The following is a 26,489-nucleotide window of genomic DNA, read 5'->3' on the forward strand; positions in this document are numbered from 1 at the left end:
GTCCTCCCCGGGTTAGTTCTCGTGTGCGAAGCGGCGCAACCGCAGCGAGTTGGTGACCACGCTGACCGAGGAGAAGGCCATCGCGGCAGCGGCGATGATCGGGTTGAGCAGGCCGAGCGCGGCGAGCGGGATCGCGGCGGTGTTGTAGCCGAAGGCCCAGCCGAGGTTCTGGTAGATGGTGCGCAGCGTTCTGCGGGACAGCTGGATGGCGTGGACGACGCCGTCGAGTTGCCCGGACATCAGGGTGATGTCGCTGGACTCGATCGCGACGTCGGTGCCGGTGCCGATCGCGATGCCCAGGTCGGCTTGCACCAGGGCGGGGGCGTCGTTGACGCCGTCGCCGACCATCGCCACCGCGCGGCCCTCGGCTTGCAGCCGGCGCACCTCGGTGGCCTTGTCGGCGGGCAGCACCTCGGCCAGCACCCGGTCGATGCCCGCCTCGGAGGCGACGGTCTCAGCGGTCTGCCGGTTGTCGCCGGTGATCATGGCCGCTTCCAGCCCCATGCCGTGCAGACGTCGCACGACTTCGACGGCCTCGTCCTTGAGCGTGTCGGCCACGCTCAGCACGCCGCGCACCTGCCCGTCCCAGCCGGCGTAGACGGAGGTGCGGCCCTGCGCTTCCCCATCGGAGGCGTGCCTGGCGAGCTGGTCGGGGAGGTGCAGCCGTTCCCGGTCGAACAGCTCGCGTCGCCCGACGTGCACCGCGGTGCCGTTCACCTCCGCGCGCACGCCGTGACCGGCGACGTTGCCGAACCCGGTCACCTCGGGCAGCTCCAGGCCGCGGTCCCGGGCGGCGGCGGTGATCGCCGCGGCGACCGGGTGCTCGGAAGCCGATTCGACGGCCGCGGCCCGCTGCAGGACCTCCGATTCCGAGGTCGCGTCCACCGCGATCCCGGTCAAGCGCATCTGCCCGCGGGTGAGCGTTCCGGTCTTGTCGAACACGACGGTGGTGATCTTCTTGGAACCTTCCAGCACCTCGGCGCCCTTGACCAGGATGCCCAGGTGGGCGGCCCGTCCGGTGCCGACCATGATCGCGGTTGGGGTGGCCAGGCCGAGCGCGCAGGGGCAGGCGATGATCAGCACCGCGACCGCGGCGACCGTGCCCGCGGAGGGATCACCGCCGAGCAGGCTCCAGGCGGCGAAGGTCAGCACCGCGATGCCGATCACGATGGGCACGAACACCGCTGAGACCCGGTCGGCCAGCCGTTGCACCGGCGCCTGGCCGCCCTGCGCCTCCTTGACCAGGCGCACGATCTGGGCCAGGGCGGTGCCCGAGCCGACCGCGGTGGCGCGCACGGTCAGCAGGCCGTCGGTGTTGATCGTCGCGCCCGCGACCCGAGACCCGGCGGTCTTGTCCACCGGGACGGATTCGCCGGTGAGCATCGACTCGTCGACGGCCGCGCGCCCGTCGACGACCTCTCCGTCGACCGGGATCTTCTCGCCCGGTCGCACCCGGACCGCGTCGTCGACGCGGACCTGCTCCACCGGGACCTCCTGCTCGGCACCGTCGACCACGAGCCGGGCGTTCTTGGCGCCCATCTCCAGCAAGGTGTTGATCGCCGCGGACGCGCGACTCGTCGAGCGGGCTTCGAAGTAGCGGCCCAGCACCAGGAAAGCGATGATCATCGCCGCGGTGTCGAAGTAGAGGTGCCCGCCGGTGAACAGCTCGACGGTGGAGTAGGCGAACGCCGTGAGCGTGCCCAGGGCGATGAGCGTGTCCATGTTCGCGCTCAGCGCCCGCGCTCGCTCCGCCGCCCCGTTGAGGAACGGCCAGCCCGCCAGGAACTGCACGGGCACCGCCGCGGCGAACGCGGTCCACCGCGCCCATGCGTGCTCGCCCAGGAGCATGGTCAACGCGAAGATCGCCAACGCCAACGGCCAGGCCAGCGCGATCCGCCACACCCACCTCCGGGTGGCCTGCTCGGTCTCGTTGCCCTCCGATCCGGGCTGGTCCTCGGTCAGCGGTTCGAGGTGGTAGCCGAGCCGGTCGACCGCCGCCTGCCACTCGTCGACCGCGGCCTGGCCGGACTCGTGGGAGACCCACGCGTTGCCGGTGGCGAAGTTGACCTGAGCCCCGGTGACGTCGGGCTGCTCGTTCAGCGTCTTCTGCACCCGGGTGGCGCACGAGGCGCACGTCATGCCCTCGACGGAGAACTCCAGGCGGCCAACGCCGGCCCGCTCCTCCCGGGGAGAGGTCGTCACCGCTGATCACCTCCGGTCGCGGTCTTCGAGTTCGGGTCGGCTCCGGTCGACCGCAGGTTGTGCGCCAGCGCCACTGCGCCGACCCGGCACCGCTGCGCACCGGGTTCGGCCCGGTTGTCACCCCGGTGGTTTCCAGATCGGCGCCTCGAGCAAACTCCCCAACATACGAGAGTACTAAGTACTTTAGTCTATGACTCGGAGGTGGAGCAGTGGGCAAGGGAAGTCGAACCCGGATGAACGCGGTCGCAGCGGCCCGGCAGCCTCGGTCGTGGGCGGCGCCGCTGGCCGCAGTCGTGGTGGTCTTGATCTTCGCTGGGGGCGTGTTCGGCTACGCGTACTCCCGGTACGTCGAGACCAGGGAGGAGCGGGCCGCCCTGGCGCCGTTCGCCCCGTCCGAGCAGAACCGCGATCCCTCGAAGGCGATTCCGGGGGTGGTGGTCCAGGAGTACCGCGGAGCGCAGCACGTGAAGGCCCCGCAGCGCGTCGCCTACGACAAGAACCCGCCGTTCGGCGGGGCGCACGACCAGTACTGGGCCACCTGTGACGGGGTCGTCTACGACCAGCCGATCCGCAGCGAGAACGTCGTCCACTCCTTGGAGCACGGTTCGGTCTGGATCGCGTACCGCCCGAGTGCGGTGGATCCGGCCGGGCTGGAGGCGTTGCGGGCCCGCGTGGAGGGCGAGTCGCACATGCTGATGTCGCCGGTGCCGACGCTGGACGAGCCGATCTCGCTGCAGTCCTGGGGTCACCAGCTCAAGCTCGAGCGCGCCGATGATCCGCGAATCGACCAGTTCGTCCGGGCTCTGCGCACCAACCGCTTCACGCATCCCGAAGTCGGTGCGACGTGCCAGAGCATCGGTCCGGGAGCCTTCGACCCGAACAACCCGCCACCCTTCCGTTCCAATCCGCCCGGGCCGAACGCCGCCCCGGTGAACGGGTGAGCGCACCGATGAGCGACGAGCAAAGCCCGACTTCCGCCCGCTCCGTCCCGCGTCCGCGGTGGTTGACGATCACGCTCGTGTCGTCCGCGGTGGTCGCCGCCGCGCTGCTCGGCGCGGCGAGCACCCTGCTTCTCGTGGGGGAGGGCGACGACCAGCGGCCGAACGCCGTCGACGTGGGTTTCGCGCAGGACATGACTGCGCACCACCAGCAGGGGGTCGCGATGGCGACGCTGGCCCGCGAGCGCAGTCGAGCACCGGGCATTCGCCAGCTCGCGTTCGACATCGAACACGTGCAGACCGAGCAGATGGGGCGCATGCGCGCTTGGCTCGGTCTGTGGTCGCAGCCGATCTCGCCCGTTGGCGAGCACATGGGCTGGATGGCCGGCCCCGGGCACGAGCACGGCCGTGCGACCGGACACCGAGCCGACGTCCCCGCGATGCCCGGTATGGCCACCACCCGCGAGCTCGAGCACCTCCGCTCGCTGTCCCGGCACGAGTTCGACGCCTACTTCCTGCAGCTGATGATCCGCCATCATCAAGGTGGCGCCCCGATGATGCGAGCGGCTGCCGAGCGGGCTGCGGTCGGCGAGGTGCGCAACCTCTCGGCGCGCATGCTGGATTCGCAGACCGCGGAGGTCGAGTTGATGAAGAACATGCTCGCCCAACGCGGATCCGCTCCGCTGCCCAGCCCCAACTAGCCGGGGCGTGGCATGCGCGAGTGGGGTCGCGAGATCAAGGCGACGGTGGTGGTCGTCGTGCTCGCCACCGCAGCGGTGATCGCGCTGTGGCCGCGGGACGGCTCGCTCGGGCCTGGCGGGGCCGACGCGTCCTCACCGCAACCGTGGGATGCCAACCCGCGGGGGTCGGTGCTGGAAGGCGATGCGGTCCTGGAGCCGCTGCGGCGGCGGGCGGCCCCGCAGCCGTGTCCGCAGGGTGCGGGAGCTCCGGCTGCGGGTGGGCTGACCGGCGTGGTGGTTCCGTGCTTGGCCGACTCGCGGCCGGTGGAGCTGGCTGCGGTGGTGGCGGAAGGGCCCGTACTGCTGAACCTGTGGGCGTCGTGGTGCGGGCCGTGTCGCGAGGAAATGCCTGCGCTGGCGGAGTACGCGTCCAGCCCCGGTGCGATTCCGGTGGTGGGCGTCAACGTGCAGGACCGCGCGTCGGACGCCTTGGGCCTGATGGCCGAGGTCGGGGTGCGCTACCCCTCGGTGGTCGACGTGCGGGGGAGCGTTCAAGAAGTTCTGGGCGTTCCGCCGGTGCTGCCGCTGACCTACCTCGTCCGGCCGGACGGCTCGGCGCAGCGCATCACCGATCCGCTGACCTTCCGGTCCGCGGAGGAGGTCGCCGAGGCCGTCGATCGGTACCTGCCCGGCCGGTGAGCCCTCGTTCGAGTGCTTCTCCCGGTTCCCTCGGCCACGAAAGCGGGAGCCTCGCGGTCACGAACGGCAGGACTGCGGGCGGGTCGCGAACGCAGGGGTCGTCTCGCGAGCTGACCACGCTCGTGCTCGGCCTCCGGACGAGCACGAGCGTGGTCTCAGGCGTCGTTCCGCTGCTCCCGGAGCTGCGCGATTTCGACTCGGAGGGCGCGAATCTGCTCGTCGTGCCGGGGCTCTCCTCGTTCCAGCGCCTCGTCGTCGCGCGGCGGCGAGCATCTGCTGCGGGCGCCCCGCATCGCGAGCAACATCGAGACGGGGCAGGACGAAGCGATGAGCGCGACCGCTGCTGGGAGGGCGAGTCCGGGCTCGGCGAAGGCCAGCGCGCCCACGACCGCTGCTGCGCCCACCAGGTACTTCGGGTTGGCGCAGCAGCGAAGATCAGCGGTCCACCTCGTCGGCGGGGAGGTCATCTGACGGTTCGGGCGCCGTCGTGATCCCGCTGGCGTCGCAGGGACTCCACCTCGGACCGGAGTTCGGCCAGTTCTCGATTCTGCTCGGCCAAGGTCGATTCGTCCTTGCCGTCGTGCTGGCCGCGCATCATGAACCACATCATGATGCCCATGCCGGCCGGGCAGGCCAGGACGGCGATCAGGTAGAAGGCGTCTTCCAAGGTGTCCTCCGTGTCAGCGGCATTCGGTGACTCCGCCGCGCCCCGTTTAAAACTATAATGATTAGTAGACTATCTGGGGTGTTGCGCTGAAGCCAGGTCAGAGGGGAGGCCAGCCGATGCGCGCGTAGAAGGCGAGCATCCGGCTCATCAAGGCGGTCCAGTCCCCGGTCATGACCGCCAGTCCCATGACGGCCAAGAGGAGTCCTCCCGCGATCTCGATGCGCCGAGCGTGCCGCCGCAGCCAGCCGAAGCGGTCCTTCCCCCTGCTCAGGCCGGTGGCCAGCAGGACGAAGGGGACGCCGAGTCCTGCTGAGTAGGCGAGCAGGAGCAACGCGCCCCTGGTGGCGGTCGTCGTGTTCGCCGCTGTGCTGAGGATCGAGGCGAGCACCGGCCCGACGCAGGGCGTCCAGCCGAAGCCGAACGCCGCCCCGAGCAGTGGTGCGCCCGCCGGCCCGCGGCTGATGCGGCCGAGGTCGAAGCGGGCCTGCCGGTTCAGTCCGGGGATGCGCTGCAGCCCGAGCATCGATGCCGCCATGAGCAGGATCAGCGCACCGCTGGCCTTGTCGATGACGAGCTGGTGCCGGGCCAGCAGCAGGCCGAGCAGCGAGGACGTGACGCCGAGGGCCGTGAAGACCGCGGAGAAGCCGAGCACGAAGAGGCCGGCTCCCAGCGCGGCACGTCGGCGATCAGGGGTGGCATCGGGTTGCGAGAGGCCCGAGACGTAGGAGATGTAGCCGGGCAGCAGCGGCAGGACGCAGGGCGAGCTGAACGACACCAGCCCGGCAACGGTCGCCAGCGAGGCCAAACCGAACAGCTCCACTCCGCGCTTCCTCTCGACTCTCTCGGCCCAGGCTTGGGTCGTCCATCGGTCACCCCGCTTGCTCCCCCGTTGCGTACCTCCGCTACGTTACTAAAGTCCGTAGTTGATTAGTTTCTGTGGTGGAGGGGAGCGGAGAACCACCTTGCCCACCTCTGCTGCGCGTTCGCCCTCCGCGCCCCCGCTGGTCGTGCTGCGCGGGGTGTCGGTGGACGTCGAGCGCACCCCGGTCCTGCGAGCTGTGGATTTCGAGGTCTCCCCGGGCGAGGTGGTCGGCCTGGCTGGGTCCAACGGGTCCGGCAAGAGCACGCTGCTGTCGGTGCTGGCGACGCTGCGCAAGCCGCGCGGCGGCGCAGCGTCGGTGCTCGGAGCCGAGCTGGGCACGCCGAAGTGCGCTGAGGTACGACCGCGGATCGCTCTCCTCGGTCACGTGCCGGCGCTGTACGCGCAGCTGACGCTGGCGGAGAACCTGCGCTTCCTGTCCCGCCTGCTCGGCCGGCGGGAGGAGGACGCCGACGCCGCGCTGGAGGCGGTGGGTTTGGCCGGAGCGGTGGATCGGCGCGCGGAGCAGTGCTCCCAGGGCATGCGCCGCCGCGCCGATCTGGCGCGCGCGTTGCTGGTCGAGCCGTCGTTGTTGCTCCTCGACGAGGCGCACACCGGGCTCGATCGCCATTCGGCGGGGCTGGTGGACGAGTTGGTCGGGCGGGTGCGGGAGCGCCGCGGTGCCGCCGTGGTCGTCTCGCACGAACGCGACCGCCTGGAGGCCCTGGTCGATCGGGTGGCGGAGGTCGTCGGCGGTCGCGTGGTCGAGCCGGTGGGTGAGCAGCGATGAGGCCCCCGGTGGTGTCCGCGGGTCGGAAGTGCGCCGAACTGGCCAGGCGCGATCTCCGGCTGGAACTGCGCAGCGGTGAGACCCCGCTGGTGATCGCGCCGTTCGGCGCGGTCGCGTTGTTGCTGGCGCCGATGGCGCTCGGGACGAACAGGCCGCTGCTGAGCCAGCTCGGCCCCGGGCTGTACTGGCTGGTGGTGCTGCTGTTCGGAGTGCTGGTCGCGCTGCGGCACAGCGCCGCGGAAACGCCGGCTCAGCACGCCGCGCTGCGGTTGTGCGGCGTGGACCCGGTCGTGCGGATCGCCGGCCGGGCGTTGGCGAACGCGTTGTTGCTGCTGCTTTTCGAAGCGCTGCTCCTCCCGGTCTCGGTGGTCCTGTATTCGCCCGACCTGGCCGGTGCGGTGCGGTTGGTCCCGGTCCTGCCGCTGGTGGCGGCGGGATTGGCGGTGCTCGGCGCGCTCGCCAGCGCGCTGGCCCGCGGCCTCGCCGGCCGGGTCACGTTGGGGCCGCTGCTCGTCGTTCCGATCGCCGTTCCCCTGCTGCTCGGGGCGACTCAGTCGACGCAGGCCATCCAGCTCGGTCGACCGGCGTGGCCCTGGCTCCTGCTCATGCTCACCGTCGATCTCGCCACGGCACTGCTCGCCGTGCTCGTGGCCCGTCACCTCGAGGACATCGCATGACCTTGCGCGGACACCGCCTTGAGATCACGGCGGGAATCGCCGTGGCCGCCGGTTCGACCGCGGCGTTCACGGCACCGCCCGACCAGTTGCAGGGCGACCTGCAGCGGTTGATGTACGTGCACGTGCCGGCGGCGTGGACGGCGTTCCTGGCCTTCGGGATCACCTTGCTGGGCGGCGCGATGTGGTTGTGGCGGCGAGATCCGCGCTACGACCGGCTGGGCGCTGCGAGCGCGGAGGTCGGGGTGTTCTTCACCGGCCTGACGCTGGTTCAGGGTTCGGTGTGGGGAAAGCCGGTGTGGGGCGTGTGGTGGACGTGGGATCCGCGCCTGGTCACCACCGCGATCATGTTCTTCGTCTACCTCGGCTACCTCGCGCTGCGCCGGGCCTCCGCGGATCCCGCGGCGCGGGCGCACCGCTCCGCGGTGTTCGGCGTCGTCGCCTTCGTGCAGGTGCCCGTGGTGCACATGTCCGTGCTGTGGTGGCGCACGCTGCACCAGCCGCCGACGGTGCTGCGGCCCGGGGCTCCCGCGATCGACCCGGCCATGCTGGCCGCGCTGCTGATCAACGTGCTGGCTTTCACCTCGCTGTTCGTCGTCCTCGTGCGGTTGCGGATGCGGATCGCGGCCGCGCAGCAGCGGGCCGAACAGCGCGACGACGAAGCGGAATTGGCCGGCGCGGCCGTGGCCGCGCCGCGGCTGGGAGGAGCGCACCATGACTGACTGGGCGTGGGTGGCACTGGGGTACGGCATCGCCTACGGCGCGATCGCGACCTACGTCGCGGTGCTGGGCCGTCGATGGGCCGCGCTGCGGCGGAACGGGGCCGAGCGGTGAGGCGCTACCGACTGCTGGTGCTCGCTCTCGGCGGGCTCGTCGTCGTGCTGAGCGGGTTCCTGGTGTTCGGCAACCTCAACAGCAACCTCGTGTACTACCTGACTCCGCAGGAGGCGCTGGCCAGGAAGGTCGAGTTCGGTCAGGAGCGCAGGTTCCAGCTCGGCGGTTTCGTGGTTCCCGGCAGCGTCACCCGTTCTCCCGGGGGTTTGCGGTTCTCGGTGGCCTCCCACAGCGCTCCGGGCAGCCCGTCGATCCCGGTCGAGCACCGCGGAGCCCCGGCGCAGTTGTTCCGCGCGGGCATCGGCGTGGTGCTGGAGGGGTCCTGGCAGGGCGCGCGCTTCGCGTCGGACACCATGCTGGTCAAGCACGACGAGAACTACGCCCCTCCGCAGGACGGGGGTGAGCGCCGGTGACCGCCGTCGTGCCCGCAGCCGGATGGGCGGGCTCCTTCCTGGGTGCCGCCGCTGCGCTGGCGCTGGTCGTGTCCGGGTTCCGCGCACAGCGGAAACCGGGATCGCTCCGCCGCGCGCAGCTGGCGGTTCCGGTGTGGTGCATGCTCGGCGGAGCCGCGCTGTCCATGGCCGCACTGGAGATCGCGCTTCTGACGGACAACTTCGCGGTGTCCTACGTGGCCGAAACCCACTCGCGGGAGACGCCGCTGCTGTTCAGCATCACCACCGCGTGGTCGGCGCTGGGCGGCAGCATCGTGCTCTGGTGCCTGGTGCTGGCCGGTTTCACCGCCGGCGTGCTGCGACAGGTCCGCAGCACCGGAGATCGGCTGGGAACCGGTGCGCTGGCCGTCATGGGCCTGGTCGCCGCCTTCTTCTTCGGCCTGGTGACCACGGCGGCCAATCCGTTCCGGATCCTGTCCGAACCACCTGCGGACGGCCCGGGCCCCAACCCGCTGCTGCAGGAGAACCCGCTGGTGGCCTTCCACCCGCCGATGCTCTACCTCGGCTACGTGGGCTTCACGGTACCGTTCGCCTTCGCGATCTCGGCGTTGCTGATCCGGCAGGGCGGTGTCGACTGGCTGCGCCGAACCCGCCGCGCCAACCTGGTGGCGTGGATCTTCCTCACCGGTTCGATCTTCCTCGGTGCCTGGTGGGCGTACGAAGTGCTGGGCTGGGGCGGTTACTGGGCGTGGGACCCGGTGGAGAACGCCGCTCTCCTGCCGTGGCTGACCGCGACGGCCTTCATCCACTCCGCTGCCGTGCAGATCAAGCGCGGGATGCTGCAGGCGTGGAACTTCGTGCTGGTCCTGGCGACGTTCGCGCTGACCGTCCTGGGCACGTTCCTGACCCGCTCCGGGGTCGTGTCCTCGGTGCACTCGTTCACCGAGTCCGGGGTGGGGCCCGCGTTCCTGGTCTTCCTCGGTGCGGTGCTCCTCGGGGGCTTCGGGCTGTTCGCCGCGCGCGGCGAGCGGATCGCGTCGTTGGCCCGTCCGGAATCGCTGGCCAGCCGGGAAGGTGCCTTCCTGGTCAACAACCTGCTGCTGAGCTTGCTGGCGTTCGTGGTGCTCACCGGAACGATCTATCCGATCCTGGTCGAGGCCATCACCGGAAGCGCCGTGTCGGTGGGCAGGCCCTTCTTCGACAGCATGACGGTCCCGCTGGGATTCGCCCTGCTGCTGGCGATGGGAGTCGGTCCGTTCCTGCCGCACCGGCACGCATCCGCCGAGGTGGTGTGGATGCGCTTGCGGGTTCCGCTGCTGGTCGCCAGCCTGTCGGCCGCTGCCCTCGTGGTCGGGGGAGTCCGGTCGGTCGGGGTCGTGGGCGCGGTGTTCACCGGCGTGCTGATGTCGGCGGCGACCGTGCGCCGACTGGCGCTCGTGGCTCCCCGGTGGACGCTCCCCGGCGTGTTGCGCCTGGTGCGCGGCCAGCGCGCGTACTGGGGCGGCCAGCTCGCCCACCTCGGTGTTGCGCTGGTGGCCGTGGTCATCGCGGTCACCGGAGCGCTGGGCGAGCGCGCCACCGTCGCGCTGGAGCGCGGTGCGTCCGCCGAGTTCGCCGGCTACGAGGTCACCTTCGACGGAACCGAGCAGTTCCAGGCGCCGAACCGTTCGGTGACCGAGGCGCGAATCGCCTTTCGGCGCGACGGCACCGTCGTGCACGTGGCCGCACCGCGGGTGAGCGCGTTCCGCAACCAGCAGCAGGCCGTCGGCACACCGTCGGTGTGGACCTCCCCGGGGCAGGACGTCTACGTGGCGCTGGCGGACCTGCAGCCCAACCGCGTCAACCTCAACCTCTACCGCTACCCGCTGATGGTGTGGATGTGGGTGGCCGGCGGCGTGATGGCGCTCGGTGGTCTGTGGGCCCTGGGTCTGGTCACCCGGCGTTCCCGCCCAGCTGGTACCGGGATCGCGGTCGCGGACGAGGTCGAGGCGGTGAACGTCGGTGCGTAACCGGTGGAGCCAGGCCGGTGTCGTCGGCGCGATCCTCGCCGCCCTCGCGGTGGTCGCCATCGGCCTCCTGTCCGGCGAGAGCGCGCCCGCCGATCGCGCTCTGGAACTGGAGAGGCAACTGCGCTGCCCCGTTTGCAAGAGCGTGTCCGTCGCGGAGTCCCCCTCCGACACGGCTGAGGCCATGCGGCGAACCGTCGCCGAGCAGATCGCCGCAGGACGGTCCGACCAGCAGATCGTCGACTACTTCCGAAGCCGCTACGGGCAGTGGGTTCTCCTCGACCCGCCGGTGCGCGGCAGCACGCTGTGGGTGTGGCTGGCCCCCGCGCTCGTCGGCGTGGCCGGATGCGCGCTCGTCCTGGTGCGCACCCGTCGCCGAGCACCACCGGCCGAGCTCGCCCCGGAAACGCGGCAGAAGGTGGCCGCCGAGGTCGCGCGCGTGCGCGCGAGCACCGCGCAGGAGGACGATCCGTGAGCACCGAACGCCAACGACTCGACGCTCTTCGCGAGCACGCGCTGCGCGACATCGTGGAGCTCGACCGGCAGGTCGCCACCGGCGAGATTCCGGAGACCGCCGCTCAGCGGTTGCGCGCCGAGTACGAAGCCACCGCAGCCCGAGCGCTCGACGCGCTGGATTCCCTCGACGACAGCCCGGATCGGCACGGCAGGCGCCGACCGGGCGCGCCGCTCGCGCGCCGCGCGATCTACCTCACCGCCGGAGTGGTGGCGGTGCTCGCGGTTGCGGTGGTGCTACCCCGCTTCACCGCAGAACGGCCCGAGAACGGCTTCATCACCGGGAACCAGGTGGCCCAACCCGCCCGGCCGCAAGACGTTCCGCGGCGCGATCCGTCCACCGTGAGCAACGAGGAGATGGAGGCGGTCATCGCCCGGAACCCCGGAGTGCTCGGCATGCGCCTCGCTCTGGCCGAGCGCTATCTCGAACAGGGAGCCTTGGACCGGGCTGCCGAGCACTACGGGGTCGGGCTCAAGCAGCAGCCGGACAACCCCCGAGTGCTGGCCGGAGCCGGCCGGGTGCTGCTCGCCCAGGACAAGCCGGAGGAAGCGGCGCGGTTCTCCGCGCGCGCCCTCAGCACCGCCCCCTCCTCGGCGGACGCCCTGATGCTGCAGGCCGAGATCCTGGCACCGCGCGATCCCCGGGCGGCGCGGTCGATCGCGCAGGAGCTCACCGAGCGCGAGGACCTGGACCCGGACGTGCGCCGACGAGCCGACGACCTGGTCCGCGGAGGTGGGCTGCGGTGACCGCTCCGCCCCTGCTCGATCACGCGGCTCGATCCCGGCGATGGCGCCTGATCAGATGGTGCACCGCCCTGGCCGTCGTGATCACCATCGGAATCGGCGCCGCGTTCGGCTCCCGGATCGGCGAGGACCCGAACGTGGTCGACAGCCCGCTGATCGGGAAGCCGGCGCCGGAGGTCCGGGTGCCCGAACTCGAAAGGCCCGGTTCGTTGTCCCTGTCGGAGCTGCGCGGCCAGATCGTGGTGGTCAACTTCTGGGCGTCCTGGTGCGTGGCCTGCCGCGACGAGCACCCCGCGCTCACCGCCGCTGCCACCAATTACCGCGACCGCGGCGTCACCTTCGTCGGCGTCGACCACCAGGACCAGCGCGCCGCCGCGATCCGCTTCCTCGACGAGCTCGGACGCGGGGACGGCTACCGCTACGTCACCGACCCCGGGTCCGAGCTGTCCGTGGCGTTCGGCGTGTTCGGCATCCCGGAGACCTTCTTCATCGACCGCAACGGCACCGTCGTGGCCAAGATCAGCGGGGCGTCCAACTACGAGCTGCTCGCTCGCACCCTCGACGACGTCCTCGCCGGGCGCGAACCCACCTCCCGAACCGAAGGCGAGACCTTCCAGCGCTGACCGCCCCGGGAACTCTCGCGCCTCGGGGTTCGACCTGCTTCCAGGGCCGCACAACACGGGTCGATGGAGAGGAGCGGCAGTGCGATGGAGATGATGCACGGGGCGCCAGGGCCGGAGTGGGTGCGTCTGCTCTGGGTCGTCGCCTTGGTCGGGGTGCTCGCCACCCACCTGTGGCACGCCTGGGTCATGCCCGGACAACCGCGTTGGTGGCACGTCGGGCACGCGGCCACAGCGGTCGCCATGATCGCGATGTACTCGCTGCCGCACGTGCAGCACCACGAGCTCTATCGCGGTGGGTTCCTGCTGTTCGCGCTGGCCGCGGTCGCGGAAGCCGGAACCGCGGTGCTGCTCCGCTTGCGCGAGGGCATGTTCAACCCGCTGTGGTTGATCTCCACCGCGGACAAGATGGCCATGACGTACATGATGTCGTCCCCCGTGGTCCGGCCCGCGGTTCTGACCGGTGCCCTCACCGCGTATCTCGTCGCTCAGGCCGTCGCGTGGGCACTCGCGCTGTGGGACCGGGTTCCGGTCTTGCGCGGTGCCCGCGCGGGGTCCGCTCGAGAACCGCGCCCCGGCAGGCCGCAGTTCGCGGAACGCGGTTCGACGACCCGGGGAGACGGGTCGGAGCCGCTCGACTTCGGCCCGGCGCCGGGCGTGGGCATGCTCGCCCACTTCACCCCGGTGACCCGCGCCAGCCTCGCGGTGATGGCCGCGAGCATGGGCTACATGCTGGCGAGTTCGGTGATGTAGATGCGCCGTGCGGCCGATGCGAGGTGCGCTTCCGAGCGTCGGCCTAGGTGCGGGGTGCGCCTGCCCGGAGCGCTGCGAAGACCTCGGTCCGCAGGCCGGTCGGGTTCGCCGTCGCTGCGGGAGTCAGCGCAGGTACGACAGCATGGCGGCCATGCCGGTGGCCATGTGGTAGGCGTTGTGGCAGTGCACCAGCCACTGGCCGGGGTTGTCGGCCGTGAAATCGGCGGTCAGGCGTTGCCCGGGGCCGACCATGACCGTGTCCTTGCGCGTGCCTTCCGGCAGCCGTGCGGAGGAGCGGCCGCCGGTGTCCGCGATGGCGCGCACGGTGAACGTGTGCCCGTGCAGGTGCATCGGGTGGTACATGTGCGTCTGGTTGATCATCTCGAGACGGACCACCTCGCCCGCCCGGACGTCCAGCGGGGTGATGCCGGCGAAGGGCCGGTGGTGGTCGTAGTTCTGGGCGTTGATGCGCCAGGAGAAGCTGTACATGTCGCCGGTGAGGTAGAGGGAGTGGCTGGTTCGCGGCGTGCCGGTGCCCGCCCTCGCGGTCGGCGCGGCGCGCAGATCGGCCAGCCGGAGCAGCTCGCCACCCAGTTCGGCGGGTTGGACCGAAGGTCGCGGTGCGGCACCGCTGGCCGTGCGGATCAGGCCGAAAGCCTGCGCGCCCTTGCCCTCGGCGACACCGACCAGGGGGAACACGCCGTCGCCGAGCTCGACGGTGACGTCGTAGCGCTCGCCGGAGGCGACCTGCAGCGCGTCCACCGCGATCGGTTCGACGGGGAAGCCGTCGGTGTGGGTCACGGTCATGCGGTGCCCGCCCAGGGCGACGCGGAAGGCGGTCGCCCCGGCCGCGTTGATCAGCCTGATGCGGGCGCGCTGGCCCGGCTTGCCGCGGAAGGTCTGCGGATCGGTCGGAAGCCTGCCGTTGAGCAGGTAGAAGGGGTACTCGACGCTGCTGGCCATCCGCGAGTTCGCCGGGACCGGGGTGATGCCGGGTGGCGGGTCGGCCAGCTCGGCGGGCACGTCGTACTGCCAGGAGGCCGAGAGGTCCTCGACGCGCCCGGCCTGCACCGGGGTGCGGTAGCGCGCGTGCATGTCGCCGGGACGCAGGAGCTCCAGCACGCGCTCGGGGCTGTCGGCGGCGCCGTCGAGCCAGTCGTCGAGCACCACCACGAACTCGACGTCGTAGTCGCCGCGTTCCCCCGGGTCGTCGATGATCAGCGGCGCGTGCAGGCCGTGCTCGCGCTGCAGGCCGACGTGGGGGTGCAACCAGTACGTTCCGGGATCAGGGGCGGTGAAGGAGTAGCGCGTGCGCGAGCCCGGCCGCACCGGGTCCTGGGTGAGGTGGGGAACGCCGTCCATGTCGTTGCGGATCCGCACGCCGTGCCAGTGCACCGTGGTCGGTTCCGCCAGTCGGTTGTGCAGATCGACCTCCAGCCGGTCCCCGGCGGTGCAGCGCACCAGCGGCCCGGGGACCTGGCCGTTGTAGGCCCAGGTCCGAACGATTCGCCCGCCCAGGTCCACCTCGGTGGGCTCGGCGGTCAGCGCCGCTCGCACGGTGCGGCCGGTGCCGCGGGCGCGCCGTGCCCGCTCGGTCTCGGCGACCTCCGCCGCCGAGGCCATCACCCGGTCGGGTCCGGAGGGGGCGTTGGAGCGCAGCGCTGACCATGCCATGCCGCCGGTCGCGGCGGTGCCGACCGCCAGCCCGGCCGTGCCCAGCAGCAGGTTCCGCCTGCTCACCGGCTGTGCCATTGCATCCACCCGCGTGCTTCGTGGTCGTGACGGCGGGCCCGGGATCGAACCCGCGAGCGCCGCGCCTGCCTGCCGCGGCGTGGTCGGTGGTCCAGGACCGGCCGACCACGCGCATACTATCCAACTACGTAGTTCAGGATTTCGGGGTCGCCCGGTGCGGGGGAGTGCGCTGCGCTCGCGCTCGCGTTGGTCCCTCCCGGGATCGTCCGACGGTCCTCGGGGGAGCGGTACTGACAGTTGCTAACGAACTTAGTATGAAGATGTAGGGTGTCCCCGGTGGTCGCACGGGTCGTGCTGCCGCCCGGCTCGGTGTGCACGTGGCGGAGGAGGTCGAGGTGCGCGGTTTCGGGGAGCTGGAAGGCGCGATCATGGGCCGAATGTGGTCCCGCGGTACCCCGGCCACGGTCCGCCAGATGGTGGAGGAGCTCCGGGACGAGCGGAATCCCGCCTACACGACGGTCATGACCGTGATGGACATCCTGCACCGCAAGGGCTGGCTGTCCCGAGAGCGCGAAGGGCGCGCCTACCGGTACGTGCCGACGGTGACGCGCGAGGAGCACGCGGCGCAGCTGATGCGCGAGGCGCTCAGCGAAGGTCAGAACACCGAGGCGGTCCTGATGCACTTCCTCGAAGGCGGGACGCCGGAGGAGGCCGCGTCCGTCCGGGAGGTGCTGCAGAAGCTGGCGGGGAAGGAGCCGAAGCGGTGACGCTCGCAGCCTGCCTGGCCTTCTACGGCTTCGTCGTCGCGATCGTGGCGCCACGTCTGCTGCCCCAGCTGACGGCGGCGGGTGCGAATCCCCGACTCGGTGTTGCGGTGTGGACCTCGGCGGTCGGCAGCGTGCTGGCCTCCTGGGTGGGTGCGGCAGCCGTCGCGTCCTTGTCCGTGGTCGAGTGGTCGGGCAGTGCGGCCGCTCTGCTGCACAGCTGCTTGGCCGCGCTGCGGCCTCTCGGCATGTTTCAACCGTGGGTCGCGGCCGCGTTCCTCGCTCTGGCCGCGGTGTCCCTCGCGTGGCTGATGTGGTTGGGGTGGCGGATCGGGAGCCACTGGTACCGGGCGCACCGTCGAGGTCTGCTTCATGCGCGTGCTGTGCGCTTGGCCGGTCGAGCTGCCCCGCAGCTCGGGGCGGGCACCGTGGTGGTCGAGTCCGAGCAGGTCACCGCGTACTGCGTGGCGAGCCGGTCCCGCACGGTGGTGGTGACCCGCGGAGCGCTCGACAGGCTCGACCCGGCCGAGCTGGAAGCGGTGCTCGCGCACGAGCACGCGCACCTGGTCGGCCGCCACCACCTGCTGCTGACCTTGTTGGGCGCGGTGCGCCGGGCCTTCCCGGGCGTGACGCTCTTCCGCACGGCTGAGGAGGAATCCGGACGCCTGCTGGAGATGCGCGCCGACGACATCGCGGTCGAGCGCCACGGGCCTGTTCCGCTGGTGGGCGCGCTGGCCACCATGACGGAGGGGGCCACACCCAGCGGAGCTCTGGCTGCCACCGGGCACTCGGTTCTCGCCAGGGCGCTCCGGCTCGCCGAACCGCCGTCCCAGGCGCATCGCGCCACCAGTCGTGCCGCGTTGAGCGGTACCGCGGCCGGTCTCCTGTTCGGGCCAGGCGCAGCGCTCGTCGCGATGGCGCTGAGCGTGTGCCCGGTGGCCTTCCAGTAGCAGGCGGGGTCCAGCACCCGTTCCAGCGAACCGGTGCACCGGCCCGGGTCGTGTCGGCGGGCCCGAGCCAGCGCCAGGCAGCAGGCGGGGGTCCGGGATTGCTGGTCTGGGGTCGTGATCGTTCGTCGCGGCGCGGCCGACTTCCGTCAGCTCGGCCGGCGGGGCACGAGGGCGGCCTCGCGCGCCGCGTCGGCGCTGCGGTTCGGACAGTTGGGTGTATTTCCGCACGGGCGTTCGGGCGTATCCGGCACACTGTTCGGGGTGGCCGAGAAGAACGAGATCCACAACGAGTTCAGCGGTCTGGCCGCGACCAGCTTCCAGATCGGCGTCAACAACGGCCCGATCTCCGTCACCAGCCCTTCGAACCCGTCGGGTCTCAACGGGACGCAGGCGGAACGCCTTCGGGGCCTCGCAGGCGCAGTCCGCTCGGCCAGCGAGCGCGAACTGGAGAAGTGGGGTTTGCGCGATCGGGACGCGCTGCCGGTGCGCTGGCGCACCGCCGAGGAGAACCTTTTCGACTACTGGGAGAAGATCGGGGCCGACGGCACTCCGGTATCGCTCGCCGGACAGTTCACCGCGATCCGGAAGACCTACGAGGCCGTCGAGTCGCGAAGGTTGGTCGTACTGGGGCGGGCCGGTGCGGGCAAGACGGTGCTCGCCCACCGACTCATCCTCGACCTGCTCAAGAACAGCCCCCTCGGCCCGGTTCCGGTGCTGTTCGGTCTCGGCGACTGGAACCCCGCGACCGAACTGCGCTGCTGGTTGGCCGAGCACCTCGCACGCGACTTCCTGTTCCTGGACACCCGGGACCCCACCACCAAGATGAAGCTGGCCGAGGTCTTCATCGAACGCGGCCTCGTCGTGCCCGTCCTGGACGGCTTCGACGAGCTCCCCGAGCAGCACCACGCCGCCGCGATCCGCCAGATCAGCACCCTCGACCTACCACTGATCGTCACCAGCCGCCCGGCGGAATACGCCCGCGCCGCGCACGAGATCAAGGCCGTCGGCGGTGCCGCAGCCATCGCGCTCGAAGATCTCCCCCTCGACAAGACCCGGGAATACCTGCGCCAGAGCACCGGCAAACCCCGCGGCCACGCCTGGGACGCGGTGTTCGAGCAGCTGCGCACCGCACCCGGCGACCCCGCGAGCCGGAACCTCACCGCCGTGCTGACCAGCCCGTTGATGGTCATGCTCGCGCGCACCGTCTACAACGACAACCCGGGCCACCAACCCGGCGAACTCCTCAACGCCGCACACTTCCCCGAAGCCGAGGACCTCGAAGACCACCTCCTCGACGCCTACGTCGAGACCGTCTACGCCCGCCGCACAGGCCCGCGGAAATCACGAACGCCGAACTGGAGTCCCGGACGAGCCCGCCGGTGGCTCGGCTACCTCGCCACCCACCTCCAAGACCGCGACACCCACGACCTCACCTGGTGGGAACTCCCCGCCGCCCTTCACCGCTGGACCCGCATCCTCGTCACCGCGGCCATCGGCGGGATCGCGGTCGGGACCGCGCACGGGTTCGTGGTCGGGGCCGCGAACGGGCTCGCGGACGGGTTCGTGGGCGGATTCGCGGTGGGATTCGCCGTCGTGTTCGCCGTCGTGTTCCCGGCCGGGTTCGCGGCCGCGCTGGTCAACGAAGCGCGATTTTCTCGCGCGCGGACGGGAAGGGAACCGGAGCGGCTGCGCCTGAGCCTGAGCCTGCGACGGCGAGGCCGTGAACCACGCGCCCGGATGATGACTCACCTCAAGGAATCCACCTTCGAGTTCATCACCGGCTTCGCCTTCGGGTTCGCGTTCGGACTCGCTCTCGGGTTCGCGGGCGGGTTCGCGTACGTGCTCGCCTACGGGCTCGCGGTCGGGATCGCGTTCGGGCTGCCCAGCGTCGTCGTGTCAGCTCTCGGAGATACCTACGACTCCCGCGCGACCGACCCGTGGACGCTGCTGACCCGTGACCGAACGGTCACGCTCGTCCGCACGGTCGCAACGACTGCGCTCGCGGTCGGGATCGCTTACGGCTTCCTGGCCGAGTCCGGGGATGTGCTCCTCATCGGGCTCGTCTTCGGCCCCGTGTTCGGCATCGTCCGGTTGGTGCTCTCGGCATGGGGGAGCTGGCTGCTGTTCGCACGGCTGTGGCTTCCGCTGACCGGCCGTCTGCCCTGGCGCCCGAAGCGTTTCCTCGAAGACGCCTACGAGCGCGGCGTGCTGCGCAGAACCGGTTCGGTCTACCAGCTCCGCCACGTGCGGCTCCGCGATCACCTCGCGATCCACTACCGCAGCCGGCGGCGCACCGGGTCGCAGGCGCGCACCACCCTAGATCAGCTGCCGTGATAGCTGGCCAGGTGTTGGCCTCGCGGTTCCGCGGACGCGGAGCGTTCGAGGGCAGCGGCTCGGCCTGGGCGCTGACGGCGTCCTGGCGCGGATCCAACCGGACCGAGCGGGCGGACGTCAGCGGCAACCGACGCCCAGGCAGTCGACGCGCAGGAACATCCTGCCGTCGACCCGGATGACGTAGTCCTCGCGTTGAGCCGGGGTGCCCGCTGCGGTGACCACGCCGCGCACCGTCACCGCGGCGTCGTCCGCCGTCGACGCCGTGCACTCGACGGTGAAGCCGGAGCCGACGCGGGCTTGCTCGGCGCCGGTGCTGCGGCAAGCGGGGCGATCTCGCAGCAGAACGCCGTGCTGCGCCAGCTCCGTCCGAGTGCCCAGGGATACGGCGTTGCGGTAGCCGGCGGCCGAGATCGCCTTGGCGGGGTCCGCGCAGCCGGTGACCACCAGGGCGACCGCTACCAGCGCCAGCGCGGGTCCGGCCCTCATCCCCGACTTCCCATCGCGGCCTCGATGGTCTCCACCACCACGTCCGGGCAGTCCCACGCCACCTGGTGCCGACTGTCGGGCAGCAGGCGGTGGCAGCCTCCCAGGAGCCGTGCCAGGCGGATGTGGCACCTCGTCCACCGCACGGCCGTGCTCGCGCGCATCCCCCCGACGGCGGTGAGGACCCGCACGGGTACCGGGGGGAACGTCGCGCGCTGCCGGAGCGCCGCCAGATCTCGCAGCATCGGTCCGAAGGCGAGATATTCCTGCCACGCCGCGGTGATCGCGTTCGGCGAGCGGAATCGGGCACGTCCGGCCGCTCGCACCGCCGGTGGCAGCGGTCGGGACGTTTGTGAGCGCGCGACGGCCGCCCAGATGGCGGGTCCGAGCGGTGCGACGCAGCTGGCCGCGTGGCGGCCCACCGCTCCTGCCGCGCGCAGCGGCCGCCCCGGGCGCGGCGGAGCGCTGCCGCAGCTCGGGTCCAGCAGCACGAGCCCGCGCAGCGAGCGCGGATGCCGTCGACCCATCGCCTCGGCGTGCAGCGCCGAGACCGAATGCGCGACCACGACCGCGCCGCCGTGTCGCTCCGCGGCGGCACCGAGTCGGTCGGCCTCCTCGTGCAGGCTGGGCAACCCCGATCGAGGAGCGCCCCCGTCGAGGCCGGGGCGCTCCAGCCGATGCACGCGGTGCAGCGCCGACAACGCAGGCAGGACCAGCTCCCAGTCGTGGGCGGCACCGGCCATCCCCGAGGTCAGCAGCACGGTGGGCGAGTCAGGCATCGAAACCACCCGCGGAACGCGTTCGACGGGCCCCGGTGACGGCCAATGCGATCAGCCACGTCGCGATGAGGCTCAGCTGCACTCGCTGCACCACCCCGGCCCCGGCGCCCGCCCACAGCGCTCCCAGCGTCACCGCGGTCGCCAGCCCGGTCGCCGAGCACCACGCCCAGCCCCAGCGCGCGGGGAGCCCGATGCCGGCCCCGGCCAGTCCGCCCATGGCCACGAGCACGCCCAGCGCCGCAACGGAACTGGTCATCTCGTGCAACGCGTGGGTGGCGGGGAGCGCGCCCACGAGCTCGCGCACCGCGCATCCCGAGTCGACGAAGCTCGCGCACGTCATCGGGGTCAGCGCTCCGTCGAGCCCGGTGGCGACGCCGAAGACCAGCAGACCGCTCCACCCGACGAGCCCACCGCCGCTGCCCCGGATCCCGGCCGCGGCAGCTGCGGCGGCCAGCAACCCGGCGAGTCCATCACCGACGCGGAAGAGCCAGCTGCCCGGCTGGTCGCGGGCGGCGAGTTCGCTGACGTAGCCGTTCAGCGCGTCCAGGCCCGGATTGATCCACGGTCCCAGCACCCACAGGCTGTAGAGCACGGCGGCGGACGCGCAGCACACCGCTGGTGCACGGGCCGCAACCCGGCCGTCGGAGTCGGCGCGCATGAACCGTCCTAGGGTCGGTGAGGTCAACATCGATGGTCCACTGCGTGCCAGCGTAAGCCGAGGAGGTATGGATGGGTCGGGCAGCATCGGCGGGCCGGTCGCGGAGCGGGTGGGTGCCTGCGACCGAGCCGGTCTGGACGGCTCGGGTCCCGCGGATCGTGGTCGGGACGTTGGTGTGCATCGCGGCCCTGTGCGCCTTGGCAGCAGTCGGAGCGGCGTTCCGGAGCGGGATGCAGCCGGTGCGCGAGTTCACCGACCTGGTGCTCTTCCCCGCTCCGGCCAACCTCGGCTACGCGGCCTTCCTGCTGGTGCTGGCAGGGGCGTTGGGGCGCCGCAAGCGCATCGCATACTGGATCCTGCTGCTGGTGCTGGCTCTGCAACTCCTGCTGTCGGGGCTGGTGCTGCTGATCGTCCTGGCGCTCCCGTGGGAGCCGGGTTTCGTCGAGCAGGTGCTGCCGAGCTGGTTGCGGTGGTCGCTGGGAGCGAACGTGGTGTTCACCGCAGCCGCGATGGTCGTTCTGGGGTTGGCGTCGCGGCAGTTCCACGGCCGGGTGCAGCGCGCCAGCGTGCCCAAGGCGCTGGGGACCTTCGCCGGACTCGTCGCGGTGTTCATCGTGCTGGGCTACGGGTTGGTCGGCGTGTTCCCGGGCTCGTTGCACGACTCCGCCGACCGGTTCAGCTGGACGGTCGAACGGGTGCTGGGAGGTGCGGCGACCCTGGACATCACCCGCACCGGGGAGGCTCCGGGCTGGGTGAACCTCGTGCTCGGCGCGTTCGGGATGGCCACGCTGTTCGCCACGCTGGCGGTGCTGTTCCGATCCCAGCGCACCGCCTCGGTGCTGCCCGCTGCCGACGAGCGCCGGGTGAGGGAGTTGCTGGCGGAGCACGGCGAGGTCGACTCGTTGGGCTACTTCGCCACGCGGCGGGACAAGGCGGTGCTCTTCTCGACCAGCGGCAAGGCCGCCATCAGCTATCGCGTGGTCGCAGGCGTCTGCTTGGCCAGCGGTGACCCGCTGGGTGATCCCGAAGCGTGGGGACCGGCGATCGAGCGGTGGCTGGCGATGTGCCGGGATTACACCTGGCGTCCGGCGGTGATCGGCGCCGGCGAGCGCGGCGCCCGCGCCTACGCGCGGGCCGGGCTGAAGGTCCTCCGCTTGGGTGACGAGGCGATCCTGGACCTGTCCACCTTCGACCTGGACGGCCGGGAGATGCGGCCGGTGCGCCAGGCGGTGAACCGGTTGCATCGCGCCGGGTACCGGGTGCGGATCCGCAGGCAGGAGGAGATCTCGGCGGAGGAGATGGCCGAGGTCGCCCGCCGCGCTGCTCGGTGGCGGGGCAGCGACACCGAACGCGGCTTCTCGATGGCGCTGGGCCGGTGGGGCGACCCGGCCGACGGCGGATGCGTGCTGGTCGAAGCCGTGAACGCCGACGGCGAGGTGTGCGCGATGCTGTCGTTCGTGCCCTGGGGACGCACCGGCCTGTCCTTGGAAGCCATGCGCCGATCGCCCGAGAGCGACAACGGGCTGGTGGAGCTGATGATCAGCTCCCTGACGCGTTCGGGAGGGCACGTGCGGGGCGCGATGCCTCCGGGCATCCAGCGGGTCTCGCTGAACTTCGCGGTGTTCCGGGAGGTGTTCGAGGAAGGGGCCCGGTTGGGCGCGGGCCCGGTGCTGCGGTCCTGGCGCTCGATCCTGCTGTTCTTCTCGCGTTGGTGGCAGTTGGAGTCGTTGTACCGCTCGAACGCCAAGTACCAGCCCGACTGGGTGCCGCGGTTCATCGGTTTCGGCGACCGACGCGACCTGGCCCGAGTCGGGTTCGCCTCCGCGGCGGCCGAGGGCTTCGTACCCCTGCTCGGTTCGAGCGGCGCCGCCACGCCCGCCCCGGACGCACCAGGCGAGGACCGCCTACCGGTGGTCGAGCCGGACGGGCGAGAGACCCACCGGCGATCGGTCCCCGAGCAGATGCGGGTTCGCCTGGACACGCTCGCCAAGATCCGGAAGGACGGGGGCGACCCGTACCCGGCGCAGGTCCCGCGCACCGATTCCTGCGCGGAGGTCGTCGACCGGCATGTCGGAACCGCACCTGATGCCCGCACCGGGGACCGCACCGCCGTCACGGGCCGCGTCGTGCTGATGCGCGACCACGGTCGGTTGTGCTTCGCCACGGTGCGCGACTGGTCCGGGAAGCTGCAGGTCATGCTCACCACCTCCGACACGGGTACGGCCCGGTGGCGGGCGTGGAAGAGCGAAGTCGACATCGGCGACCAGGTCTCGGTGCAGGGGGAGGTCATCACCACCCGTCACGGCGAGACCACGGTGTTGGCCGAGGATTGGACCATGGCCGCAAAGTGCCTGCGGCCCCTGCCGGACAAGCACGCCGGTCTCACCGATCCGGAGACCCGATCCCGAGATCGCGCGGTGGACCTCATCGTCGGTACCGAGGGCCGGGAGATGCTGCGGGCCCGCTCGGCCGGCTTGCAGGCGCTGCGCTCGACGCTGACCGCCCACCAGTTCCTGGAAGTCGAGACGCCGATTCTCCAGCCCGTGCACGGTGGCGCCTCGGCGCAGCCGTTCCGGACGCACATCAACGCCTACGACATGCCGCTGTACTTGCGCATCGCCCCGGAGCTCTACCTGAAGCGGCTGTGCGTGGGCGGGGTGGAACGGGTCTTCGAGCTCGGGCGCACGTTCCGCAACGAGGGGGTTTCGTCCCGGCACAACCCGGAATTCACCATGCTGGAGGCGTATCAGGCCCACGCCGATTACGCGGTGATGCGGCAGCTGTGCGAAGAGCTGGTGCAGGCCGCGGCCACTGCCGTGCACGGGGCGCCGGTAGCTCGGCGGCAGGGTCCCGGCGGTCGAGCCGAGGAGGTCGACCTCTCCGGCAGCTGGCCGGTGATCACCGTGCACGAGGCGTTGTCGTCGGCGTTGGGGGAGGAGATCACCCCGGACACTCCGCCGGAGCGCTTGCGGTCGCTGTGCGAGCGGACGCACGTCTCCTGCGATCCGGACTGGCCGCGCGGCGCCTTCGTGGTCGAGCTCTACGAGCGGTTGGTCGAGCGCCACACGACGCGCCCGACGTTCTACACCGATTTTCCCGTCGACGTGTCTCCGCTGACCCGTCCGCACCGCCACGACCCGAGACTGGCGGAACGTTGGGACCTGGTGGCTTTCGGCGTGGAGATCGGTACCGCCTACTCCGAACTCATCGATCCGATCGAGCAGCGCCGCCGGTTGACCGAGCAGTCGTTGCAGGCGGCCGGTGGTGATCCGGAGGCGATGGAGCTGGACGAGGACTTCCTGCGCTCGTTGGAATTCGCCATGCCGCCCACCGGTGGGCTCGGGCTGGGAGTGGACCGCCTGCTGATGCTGCTCACCGGTCGGCCGATTCGGGACACGCTGCCGTTTCCGCTGGCCCGTCCCGCGCGCGGCACCTGACCGCTCGCGAACGACATGCGCCCGAACCGAGCCGCGTCCGGGGGATGCGGGCGGGGGAACCGGGTCGCGCCGGTCTTCCGCGGTGAACCGTTGCGGTCCTCGAGCAGTTTGGGTGGGCGGCGCGGAGTAGCTCGGGTCGTCGCGGTCATTCGCCCGGCCTTGGACTGCTCGGGTTCCGGTTCGCCGCCTCTGTTCCTCTTCGGGCTGTTCGGGGATCTGCTCGTCGCGGCCCGGTATGCGCGCAGTGCGATGCCCGTCGGTGACGTGTTCTTCCGGCTGCTCGGAATCGGCTGCTCGGTTCGCCCGCTGGGCTCGGCCCCCGCGGGTGTTGTACGTCGCCCGCCTCCGTAGTATGAAAGTGATAACCATTACCATCTGATGGCGAGGGGGAGTGCATGCGTGCGACGGTCCGGGGGCGGACGCGGCAGGTGCGACGCGGTGGGGCTGCGGCCTTGGTCGGGCTCGTTGCTGGGCCGCTGGTGGCTTGTGGTGCTGCCCCTGGTGGGGGCGATGAGTCGGGCGGCGAGGAGCTGACGGTGGTCGCGTCCACGAGCGTGTGGGCCAGCGTGGTGCGGGAAATCGGTGGTGATGCCGTGCGCGCCGAGGCGATCATCACCGACCCGGCGATCGATCCGCACTCGTACGAGAGCACGCCGCGGGATGCGGCCGAGGCCGGCGATGCCGATCTCGTGATCGTCAACGGCGGCGGTTACGACGAGTTCATGGAGCAGATCGTCGACGGTCGTGGTGAGGGCGAACCAGCGATCAAGGCGGTGGATGTCGTGGGTGCGCGTTCGGCGCCGGCGGGTGAAACCGGTCATCAGCAGTCGGGGCACGTGGAGCACGGCGGGGAGCCGGGGCTGCAGCAGCCCGGCCACGCGGAGCCCGTTCACGAGCCCGATCCGGGGCACGGCCAGGGCGAGCACGAGCACGACCACTCGATCAACGAGCACGTGTGGTACGACCTGACGGCCACCCAGCGGATGGCGGGCGCGATCGCCGACGAGCTGGGCAGGCTTCAGCCGCACGACGCCGAGCGCTTCCACCGGTCCGCCGCGAAGTTCAACGAGCAATTGGACCGCATGCGGGCGCGCGTCGACCGGATCGCTGGGGCCAACCACGGCAAGCAGGTCATCGTCACCGAGCCGGTCGCGCACTACCTCATCGAAGCGGCGAGGCTGATCGACATCACCCCGCAGTCGTTCGTCCAGGCCGTCGAATCCGAGAACGATCCGCCGGCGGCAGCGGTCGCCGAGGTCCAGACCGCGGTGGATTCCCGACGCGCCAGCGCGGTGATCTTCAACCCGCAGACCGAGACGCCGATGACGCGGCAGGTCAAGACGAGGGCCGAGCGCAACCGGACGCCGGTCGTGGAGATGCGCGACACCCTTCCGCGCGGGCGCACCTACCTCCAGTGGATGAACGACCAGATCACCGCCCTCGACGCGAGCCTGGAGCGGAATCGCTGACGCGTCCGGGGTCGCCGGTCTCGTCGGTGCGATGTCATGTCGCGCTGACGAGGCCGGCGGCCCGGAAGCGCCCGGAACCGCCGTGCGGGTGGCTCGAACGTGCCCGGTGGGTCGGTTTCCGAGCGTGGTGCGTGCTCAGTTCGAGGAGGCCGGGCTCGGATCGCTCAGGGGGCTGCGCAGGCGTTCGGGGAGTCCCTCGGCTGACGTCGGGGTGGACTCCAGCCACAGCGTCACATCGGCGAGGTCCGCCGAGGTCCGGATCGGGCCCACGAGGATGACCGGGCCGAGCGGCCGACGTCGGACGTCGCAGGGTTGGACCAGGATCACCTGCCCCGCGGTGCGCCGCGAGTTCTTCCTGGTGCGGCACCACAGCTTCCCGAGCTGGCACGGCGAGCGGACGAGCACCCCGTGCGGGCTCCGGCTCACGCTGTCGCTCAGCGCGTCGAGAACCCCGAGGTCGTCGCTCGGCTCGCACGCCTCGCACAGGACTGCGGTGTATCCAGTCCGGTTCTGCCGCTCGGCGCTGCGGCGGTCGTTGCCCATCTCGAACCT

At 71.3% G+C, this 26,489-nt stretch carries 26 protein-coding genes; 17 read left to right on the forward strand and 9 right to left on the reverse strand.

Going from position 1 to position 26,489, the window contains the following annotated elements; translation table 11 throughout:
• Positions 1–12: 12 nt before the first annotated feature.
• Positions 13–2,202 carry a heavy metal translocating P-type ATPase gene (locus ACFQRI_RS00560; RefSeq protein WP_380662823.1) on the reverse strand — a complete coding sequence of 730 codons (2,190 nt, stop codon included), beginning with the start codon at positions 2,200–2,202 and terminating at the stop codon, positions 13–15.
• A 233-nt stretch (positions 2,203–2,435) separates the two neighbouring features.
• Here ACFQRI_RS00560 and ACFQRI_RS00565 point away from each other — a divergent pair, with 233 nt between their 5' ends.
• The 3 genes from ACFQRI_RS00565 (at position 2,436) to ACFQRI_RS00575 (ending at position 4,519) form a co-directional block, all read left to right on the forward strand.
• Positions 2,436–3,143 carry a DUF3105 domain-containing protein gene (locus ACFQRI_RS00565; RefSeq protein WP_380662825.1) on the forward strand — a complete coding sequence of 236 codons (708 nt, stop codon included), beginning with the start codon at positions 2,436–2,438 and terminating at the stop codon, positions 3,141–3,143.
• A gap of 77 nt (positions 3,144–3,220) precedes the next feature.
• Positions 3,221–3,841 carry a DUF305 domain-containing protein gene (locus ACFQRI_RS00570; RefSeq protein ID WP_380662827.1) on the forward strand — a complete coding sequence of 207 codons (621 nt, stop codon included), beginning with the start codon at positions 3,221–3,223 and terminating at the stop codon, positions 3,839–3,841.
• Between the two features lie 12 nt (positions 3,842–3,853).
• Positions 3,854–4,519, forward strand: a complete 666-nt coding sequence (locus tag ACFQRI_RS00575; protein WP_380662829.1) for a TlpA family protein disulfide reductase — start codon at positions 3,854–3,856, stop codon at positions 4,517–4,519.
• A gap of 155 nt (positions 4,520–4,674) precedes the next feature.
• Here ACFQRI_RS00575 and ACFQRI_RS00580 read toward each other — a convergent pair whose 3' ends face one another.
• From ACFQRI_RS00580 to ACFQRI_RS00590, 3 genes are all read right to left on the reverse strand, one after another.
• Positions 4,675–4,986: a hypothetical protein gene (locus ACFQRI_RS00580; protein ID WP_380662831.1), complete on the reverse strand. Its 312-nt coding sequence runs from the start codon at positions 4,984–4,986 to the stop codon at positions 4,675–4,677.
• Positions 4,983–5,186, reverse strand: coding sequence for a hypothetical protein (locus ACFQRI_RS00585; RefSeq protein ID WP_380662833.1), 204 nt, complete (start codon positions 5,184–5,186; stop codon positions 4,983–4,985). The genes ACFQRI_RS00580 and ACFQRI_RS00585 overlap by 4 nt, the downstream gene beginning before the upstream one ends.
• Positions 5,187–5,283: 97 nt before the next feature.
• Positions 5,284–6,006: a cytochrome c biogenesis CcdA family protein gene (locus tag ACFQRI_RS00590; protein ID WP_380662835.1), complete on the reverse strand. Its 723-nt coding sequence runs from the start codon at positions 6,004–6,006 to the stop codon at positions 5,284–5,286.
• Positions 6,007–6,148: 142 nt separating this feature from the next.
• Here ACFQRI_RS00590 and ACFQRI_RS00595 point away from each other — a divergent pair, with 142 nt between their 5' ends.
• The 9 genes from ACFQRI_RS00595 (at position 6,149) to ACFQRI_RS00635 (ending at position 13,371) form a co-directional block, all read left to right on the forward strand.
• Complete coding sequence (locus tag ACFQRI_RS00595) at positions 6,149–6,835, forward strand: ABC transporter ATP-binding protein (RefSeq protein WP_380662837.1); 687 nt, start codon at positions 6,149–6,151, stop codon at positions 6,833–6,835.
• Positions 6,832–7,512: a heme exporter protein CcmB gene (locus ACFQRI_RS00600; RefSeq protein WP_380662839.1), complete on the forward strand. Its 681-nt coding sequence runs from the start codon at positions 6,832–6,834 to the stop codon at positions 7,510–7,512. Before ACFQRI_RS00595 ends, ACFQRI_RS00600 begins: the two co-directional genes overlap by 4 nt.
• Positions 7,509–8,231, forward strand: coding sequence for a cytochrome c biogenesis protein CcsA (gene ccsA, locus ACFQRI_RS00605; RefSeq protein WP_380662841.1), 723 nt, complete (start codon positions 7,509–7,511; stop codon positions 8,229–8,231). Before ACFQRI_RS00600 ends, ccsA begins: the two co-directional genes overlap by 4 nt.
• A gap of 108 nt (positions 8,232–8,339) precedes the next feature.
• Complete coding sequence (locus ACFQRI_RS00610) at positions 8,340–8,756, forward strand: cytochrome c maturation protein CcmE (RefSeq protein WP_380662843.1); 417 nt, start codon at positions 8,340–8,342, stop codon at positions 8,754–8,756.
• Positions 8,753–10,744, forward strand: coding sequence for a heme lyase CcmF/NrfE family subunit (locus ACFQRI_RS00615; protein ID WP_380662845.1), 1,992 nt, complete (start codon positions 8,753–8,755; stop codon positions 10,742–10,744). Before ACFQRI_RS00610 ends, ACFQRI_RS00615 begins: the two co-directional genes overlap by 4 nt.
• Positions 10,737–11,216 carry a cytochrome c-type biogenesis protein gene (locus tag ACFQRI_RS00620; RefSeq protein ID WP_380662847.1) on the forward strand — a complete coding sequence of 160 codons (480 nt, stop codon included), beginning with the start codon at positions 10,737–10,739 and terminating at the stop codon, positions 11,214–11,216. The genes ACFQRI_RS00615 and ACFQRI_RS00620 overlap by 8 nt, the downstream gene beginning before the upstream one ends.
• Positions 11,213–12,001, forward strand: coding sequence for a tetratricopeptide repeat protein (locus ACFQRI_RS00625; RefSeq protein ID WP_380662849.1), 789 nt, complete (start codon positions 11,213–11,215; stop codon positions 11,999–12,001). Before ACFQRI_RS00620 ends, ACFQRI_RS00625 begins: the two co-directional genes overlap by 4 nt.
• A gap of 77 nt (positions 12,002–12,078) precedes the next feature.
• Positions 12,079–12,621 carry a TlpA family protein disulfide reductase gene (locus ACFQRI_RS00630; RefSeq protein ID WP_380662851.1) on the forward strand — a complete coding sequence of 181 codons (543 nt, stop codon included), beginning with the start codon at positions 12,079–12,081 and terminating at the stop codon, positions 12,619–12,621.
• An 84-nt stretch (positions 12,622–12,705) separates the two neighbouring features.
• Positions 12,706–13,371, forward strand: a complete 666-nt coding sequence (locus tag ACFQRI_RS00635) for a hypothetical protein (protein WP_380662853.1) — start codon at positions 12,706–12,708, stop codon at positions 13,369–13,371.
• A gap of 123 nt (positions 13,372–13,494) precedes the next feature.
• Here ACFQRI_RS00635 and ACFQRI_RS00640 read toward each other — a convergent pair whose 3' ends face one another.
• Positions 13,495–15,123 carry a multicopper oxidase family protein gene (locus tag ACFQRI_RS00640; protein ID WP_380662855.1) on the reverse strand — a complete coding sequence of 543 codons (1,629 nt, stop codon included), beginning with the start codon at positions 15,121–15,123 and terminating at the stop codon, positions 13,495–13,497.
• Positions 15,124–15,440: 317 nt separating this feature from the next.
• Between ACFQRI_RS00640 and ACFQRI_RS00645 the strand changes: the two genes are divergently transcribed.
• From ACFQRI_RS00645 to ACFQRI_RS00655, 3 genes are all read left to right on the forward strand, one after another.
• On the forward strand, positions 15,441–15,830 hold the full coding sequence (locus ACFQRI_RS00645) for a BlaI/MecI/CopY family transcriptional regulator (protein ID WP_380662858.1): 390 nt from the start codon (positions 15,441–15,443) through the stop codon (positions 15,828–15,830).
• A complete protein-coding gene (locus ACFQRI_RS00650) occupies positions 15,827–16,777 on the forward strand; it encodes a M56 family metallopeptidase (protein ID WP_380662860.1) in 951 nt (316 codons plus the stop codon). The genes ACFQRI_RS00645 and ACFQRI_RS00650 overlap by 4 nt, the downstream gene beginning before the upstream one ends.
• A 261-nt stretch (positions 16,778–17,038) precedes the next feature.
• Entirely contained in the window at positions 17,039–19,111 is a 2,073-nt protein-coding gene (locus tag ACFQRI_RS00655; RefSeq protein ID WP_380662863.1) for an NACHT domain-containing protein, read from the forward strand.
• A gap of 117 nt (positions 19,112–19,228) precedes the next feature.
• Here ACFQRI_RS00655 and ACFQRI_RS00660 read toward each other — a convergent pair whose 3' ends face one another.
• The 3 genes from ACFQRI_RS00660 to ACFQRI_RS00670 are packed head-to-tail and all read right to left on the reverse strand — an operon-like array spanning position 19,229 to position 21,031.
• Entirely contained in the window at positions 19,229–19,597 is a 369-nt protein-coding gene (locus tag ACFQRI_RS00660; RefSeq protein WP_380662866.1) for a hypothetical protein, read from the reverse strand.
• A complete protein-coding gene (locus tag ACFQRI_RS00665) occupies positions 19,594–20,373 on the reverse strand; it encodes an alpha/beta fold hydrolase (RefSeq protein WP_380662868.1) in 780 nt (259 codons plus the stop codon). The genes ACFQRI_RS00660 and ACFQRI_RS00665 overlap by 4 nt, the downstream gene beginning before the upstream one ends.
• Complete coding sequence (locus tag ACFQRI_RS00670) at positions 20,366–21,031, reverse strand: DUF998 domain-containing protein (protein ID WP_380662871.1); 666 nt, start codon at positions 21,029–21,031, stop codon at positions 20,366–20,368. The genes ACFQRI_RS00665 and ACFQRI_RS00670 overlap by 8 nt, the downstream gene beginning before the upstream one ends.
• Positions 21,032–21,144: 113 nt before the next feature.
• Between ACFQRI_RS00670 and lysX the strand changes: the two genes are divergently transcribed.
• Entirely contained in the window at positions 21,145–24,468 is a 3,324-nt protein-coding gene (gene lysX / locus ACFQRI_RS00675) for a bifunctional lysylphosphatidylglycerol synthetase/lysine--tRNA ligase LysX (RefSeq protein ID WP_380662873.1), read from the forward strand.
• Positions 24,469–25,004: 536 nt separating this feature from the next.
• Complete coding sequence (locus ACFQRI_RS00680; RefSeq protein ID WP_380662876.1) at positions 25,005–25,937, forward strand: metal ABC transporter solute-binding protein, Zn/Mn family; 933 nt, start codon at positions 25,005–25,007, stop codon at positions 25,935–25,937.
• 135 nt (positions 25,938–26,072) lie between these two features.
• Here the strand turns inward: ACFQRI_RS00680 and ACFQRI_RS00685 are convergent, their stop codons facing one another.
• Positions 26,073–26,480: a hypothetical protein gene (locus tag ACFQRI_RS00685; protein ID WP_380662879.1), complete on the reverse strand. Its 408-nt coding sequence runs from the start codon at positions 26,478–26,480 to the stop codon at positions 26,073–26,075.
• Positions 26,481–26,489 lie beyond the last annotated feature (9 nt).

This window comes from Saccharopolyspora griseoalba (assembly GCF_042665275.1).
Lineage (GTDB): Bacteria > Actinomycetota > Actinomycetes > Mycobacteriales > Pseudonocardiaceae > Saccharopolyspora > Saccharopolyspora griseoalba.

Bases quoted from the DNA above. Each gene is read 5' to 3' on its own strand.
- ACFQRI_RS00565 (WP_380662825.1), top strand. From the start codon at position 2,436: ATGAACGCGGTCGCAGCGGCCCGGCAGCCTCGGTCGTGGGCGGCGCCG.
- ACFQRI_RS00575 (WP_380662829.1), top strand. From the start codon at position 3,854: ATGCGCGAGTGGGGTCGCGAGATCAAGGCGACGGTGGTGGTCGTCGTG.
- ACFQRI_RS00580 (WP_380662831.1), bottom strand. From the start codon at position 4,986: ATGACCTCCCCGCCGACGAGGTGGACCGCTGATCTTCGCTGCTGCGCC.
- ACFQRI_RS00600 (WP_380662839.1), top strand. From the start codon at position 6,832: ATGAGGCCCCCGGTGGTGTCCGCGGGTCGGAAGTGCGCCGAACTGGCC.
- ccsA (WP_380662841.1), top strand. From the start codon at position 7,509: ATGACCTTGCGCGGACACCGCCTTGAGATCACGGCGGGAATCGCCGTG.
- ACFQRI_RS00635 (WP_380662853.1), top strand. From the start codon at position 12,706: ATGGAGATGATGCACGGGGCGCCAGGGCCGGAGTGGGTGCGTCTGCTC.
- ACFQRI_RS00640 (WP_380662855.1), bottom strand. From the start codon at position 15,123: ATGGCACAGCCGGTGAGCAGGCGGAACCTGCTGCTGGGCACGGCCGGG.
- ACFQRI_RS00660 (WP_380662866.1), bottom strand. From the start codon at position 19,597: ATGAGGGCCGGACCCGCGCTGGCGCTGGTAGCGGTCGCCCTGGTGGTC.
- ACFQRI_RS00665 (WP_380662868.1), bottom strand. From the start codon at position 20,373: ATGCCTGACTCGCCCACCGTGCTGCTGACCTCGGGGATGGCCGGTGCC.
- ACFQRI_RS00670 (WP_380662871.1), bottom strand. From the start codon at position 21,031: ATGCGCGCCGACTCCGACGGCCGGGTTGCGGCCCGTGCACCAGCGGTG.
- ACFQRI_RS00685 (WP_380662879.1), bottom strand. From the start codon at position 26,480: ATGGGCAACGACCGCCGCAGCGCCGAGCGGCAGAACCGGACTGGATAC.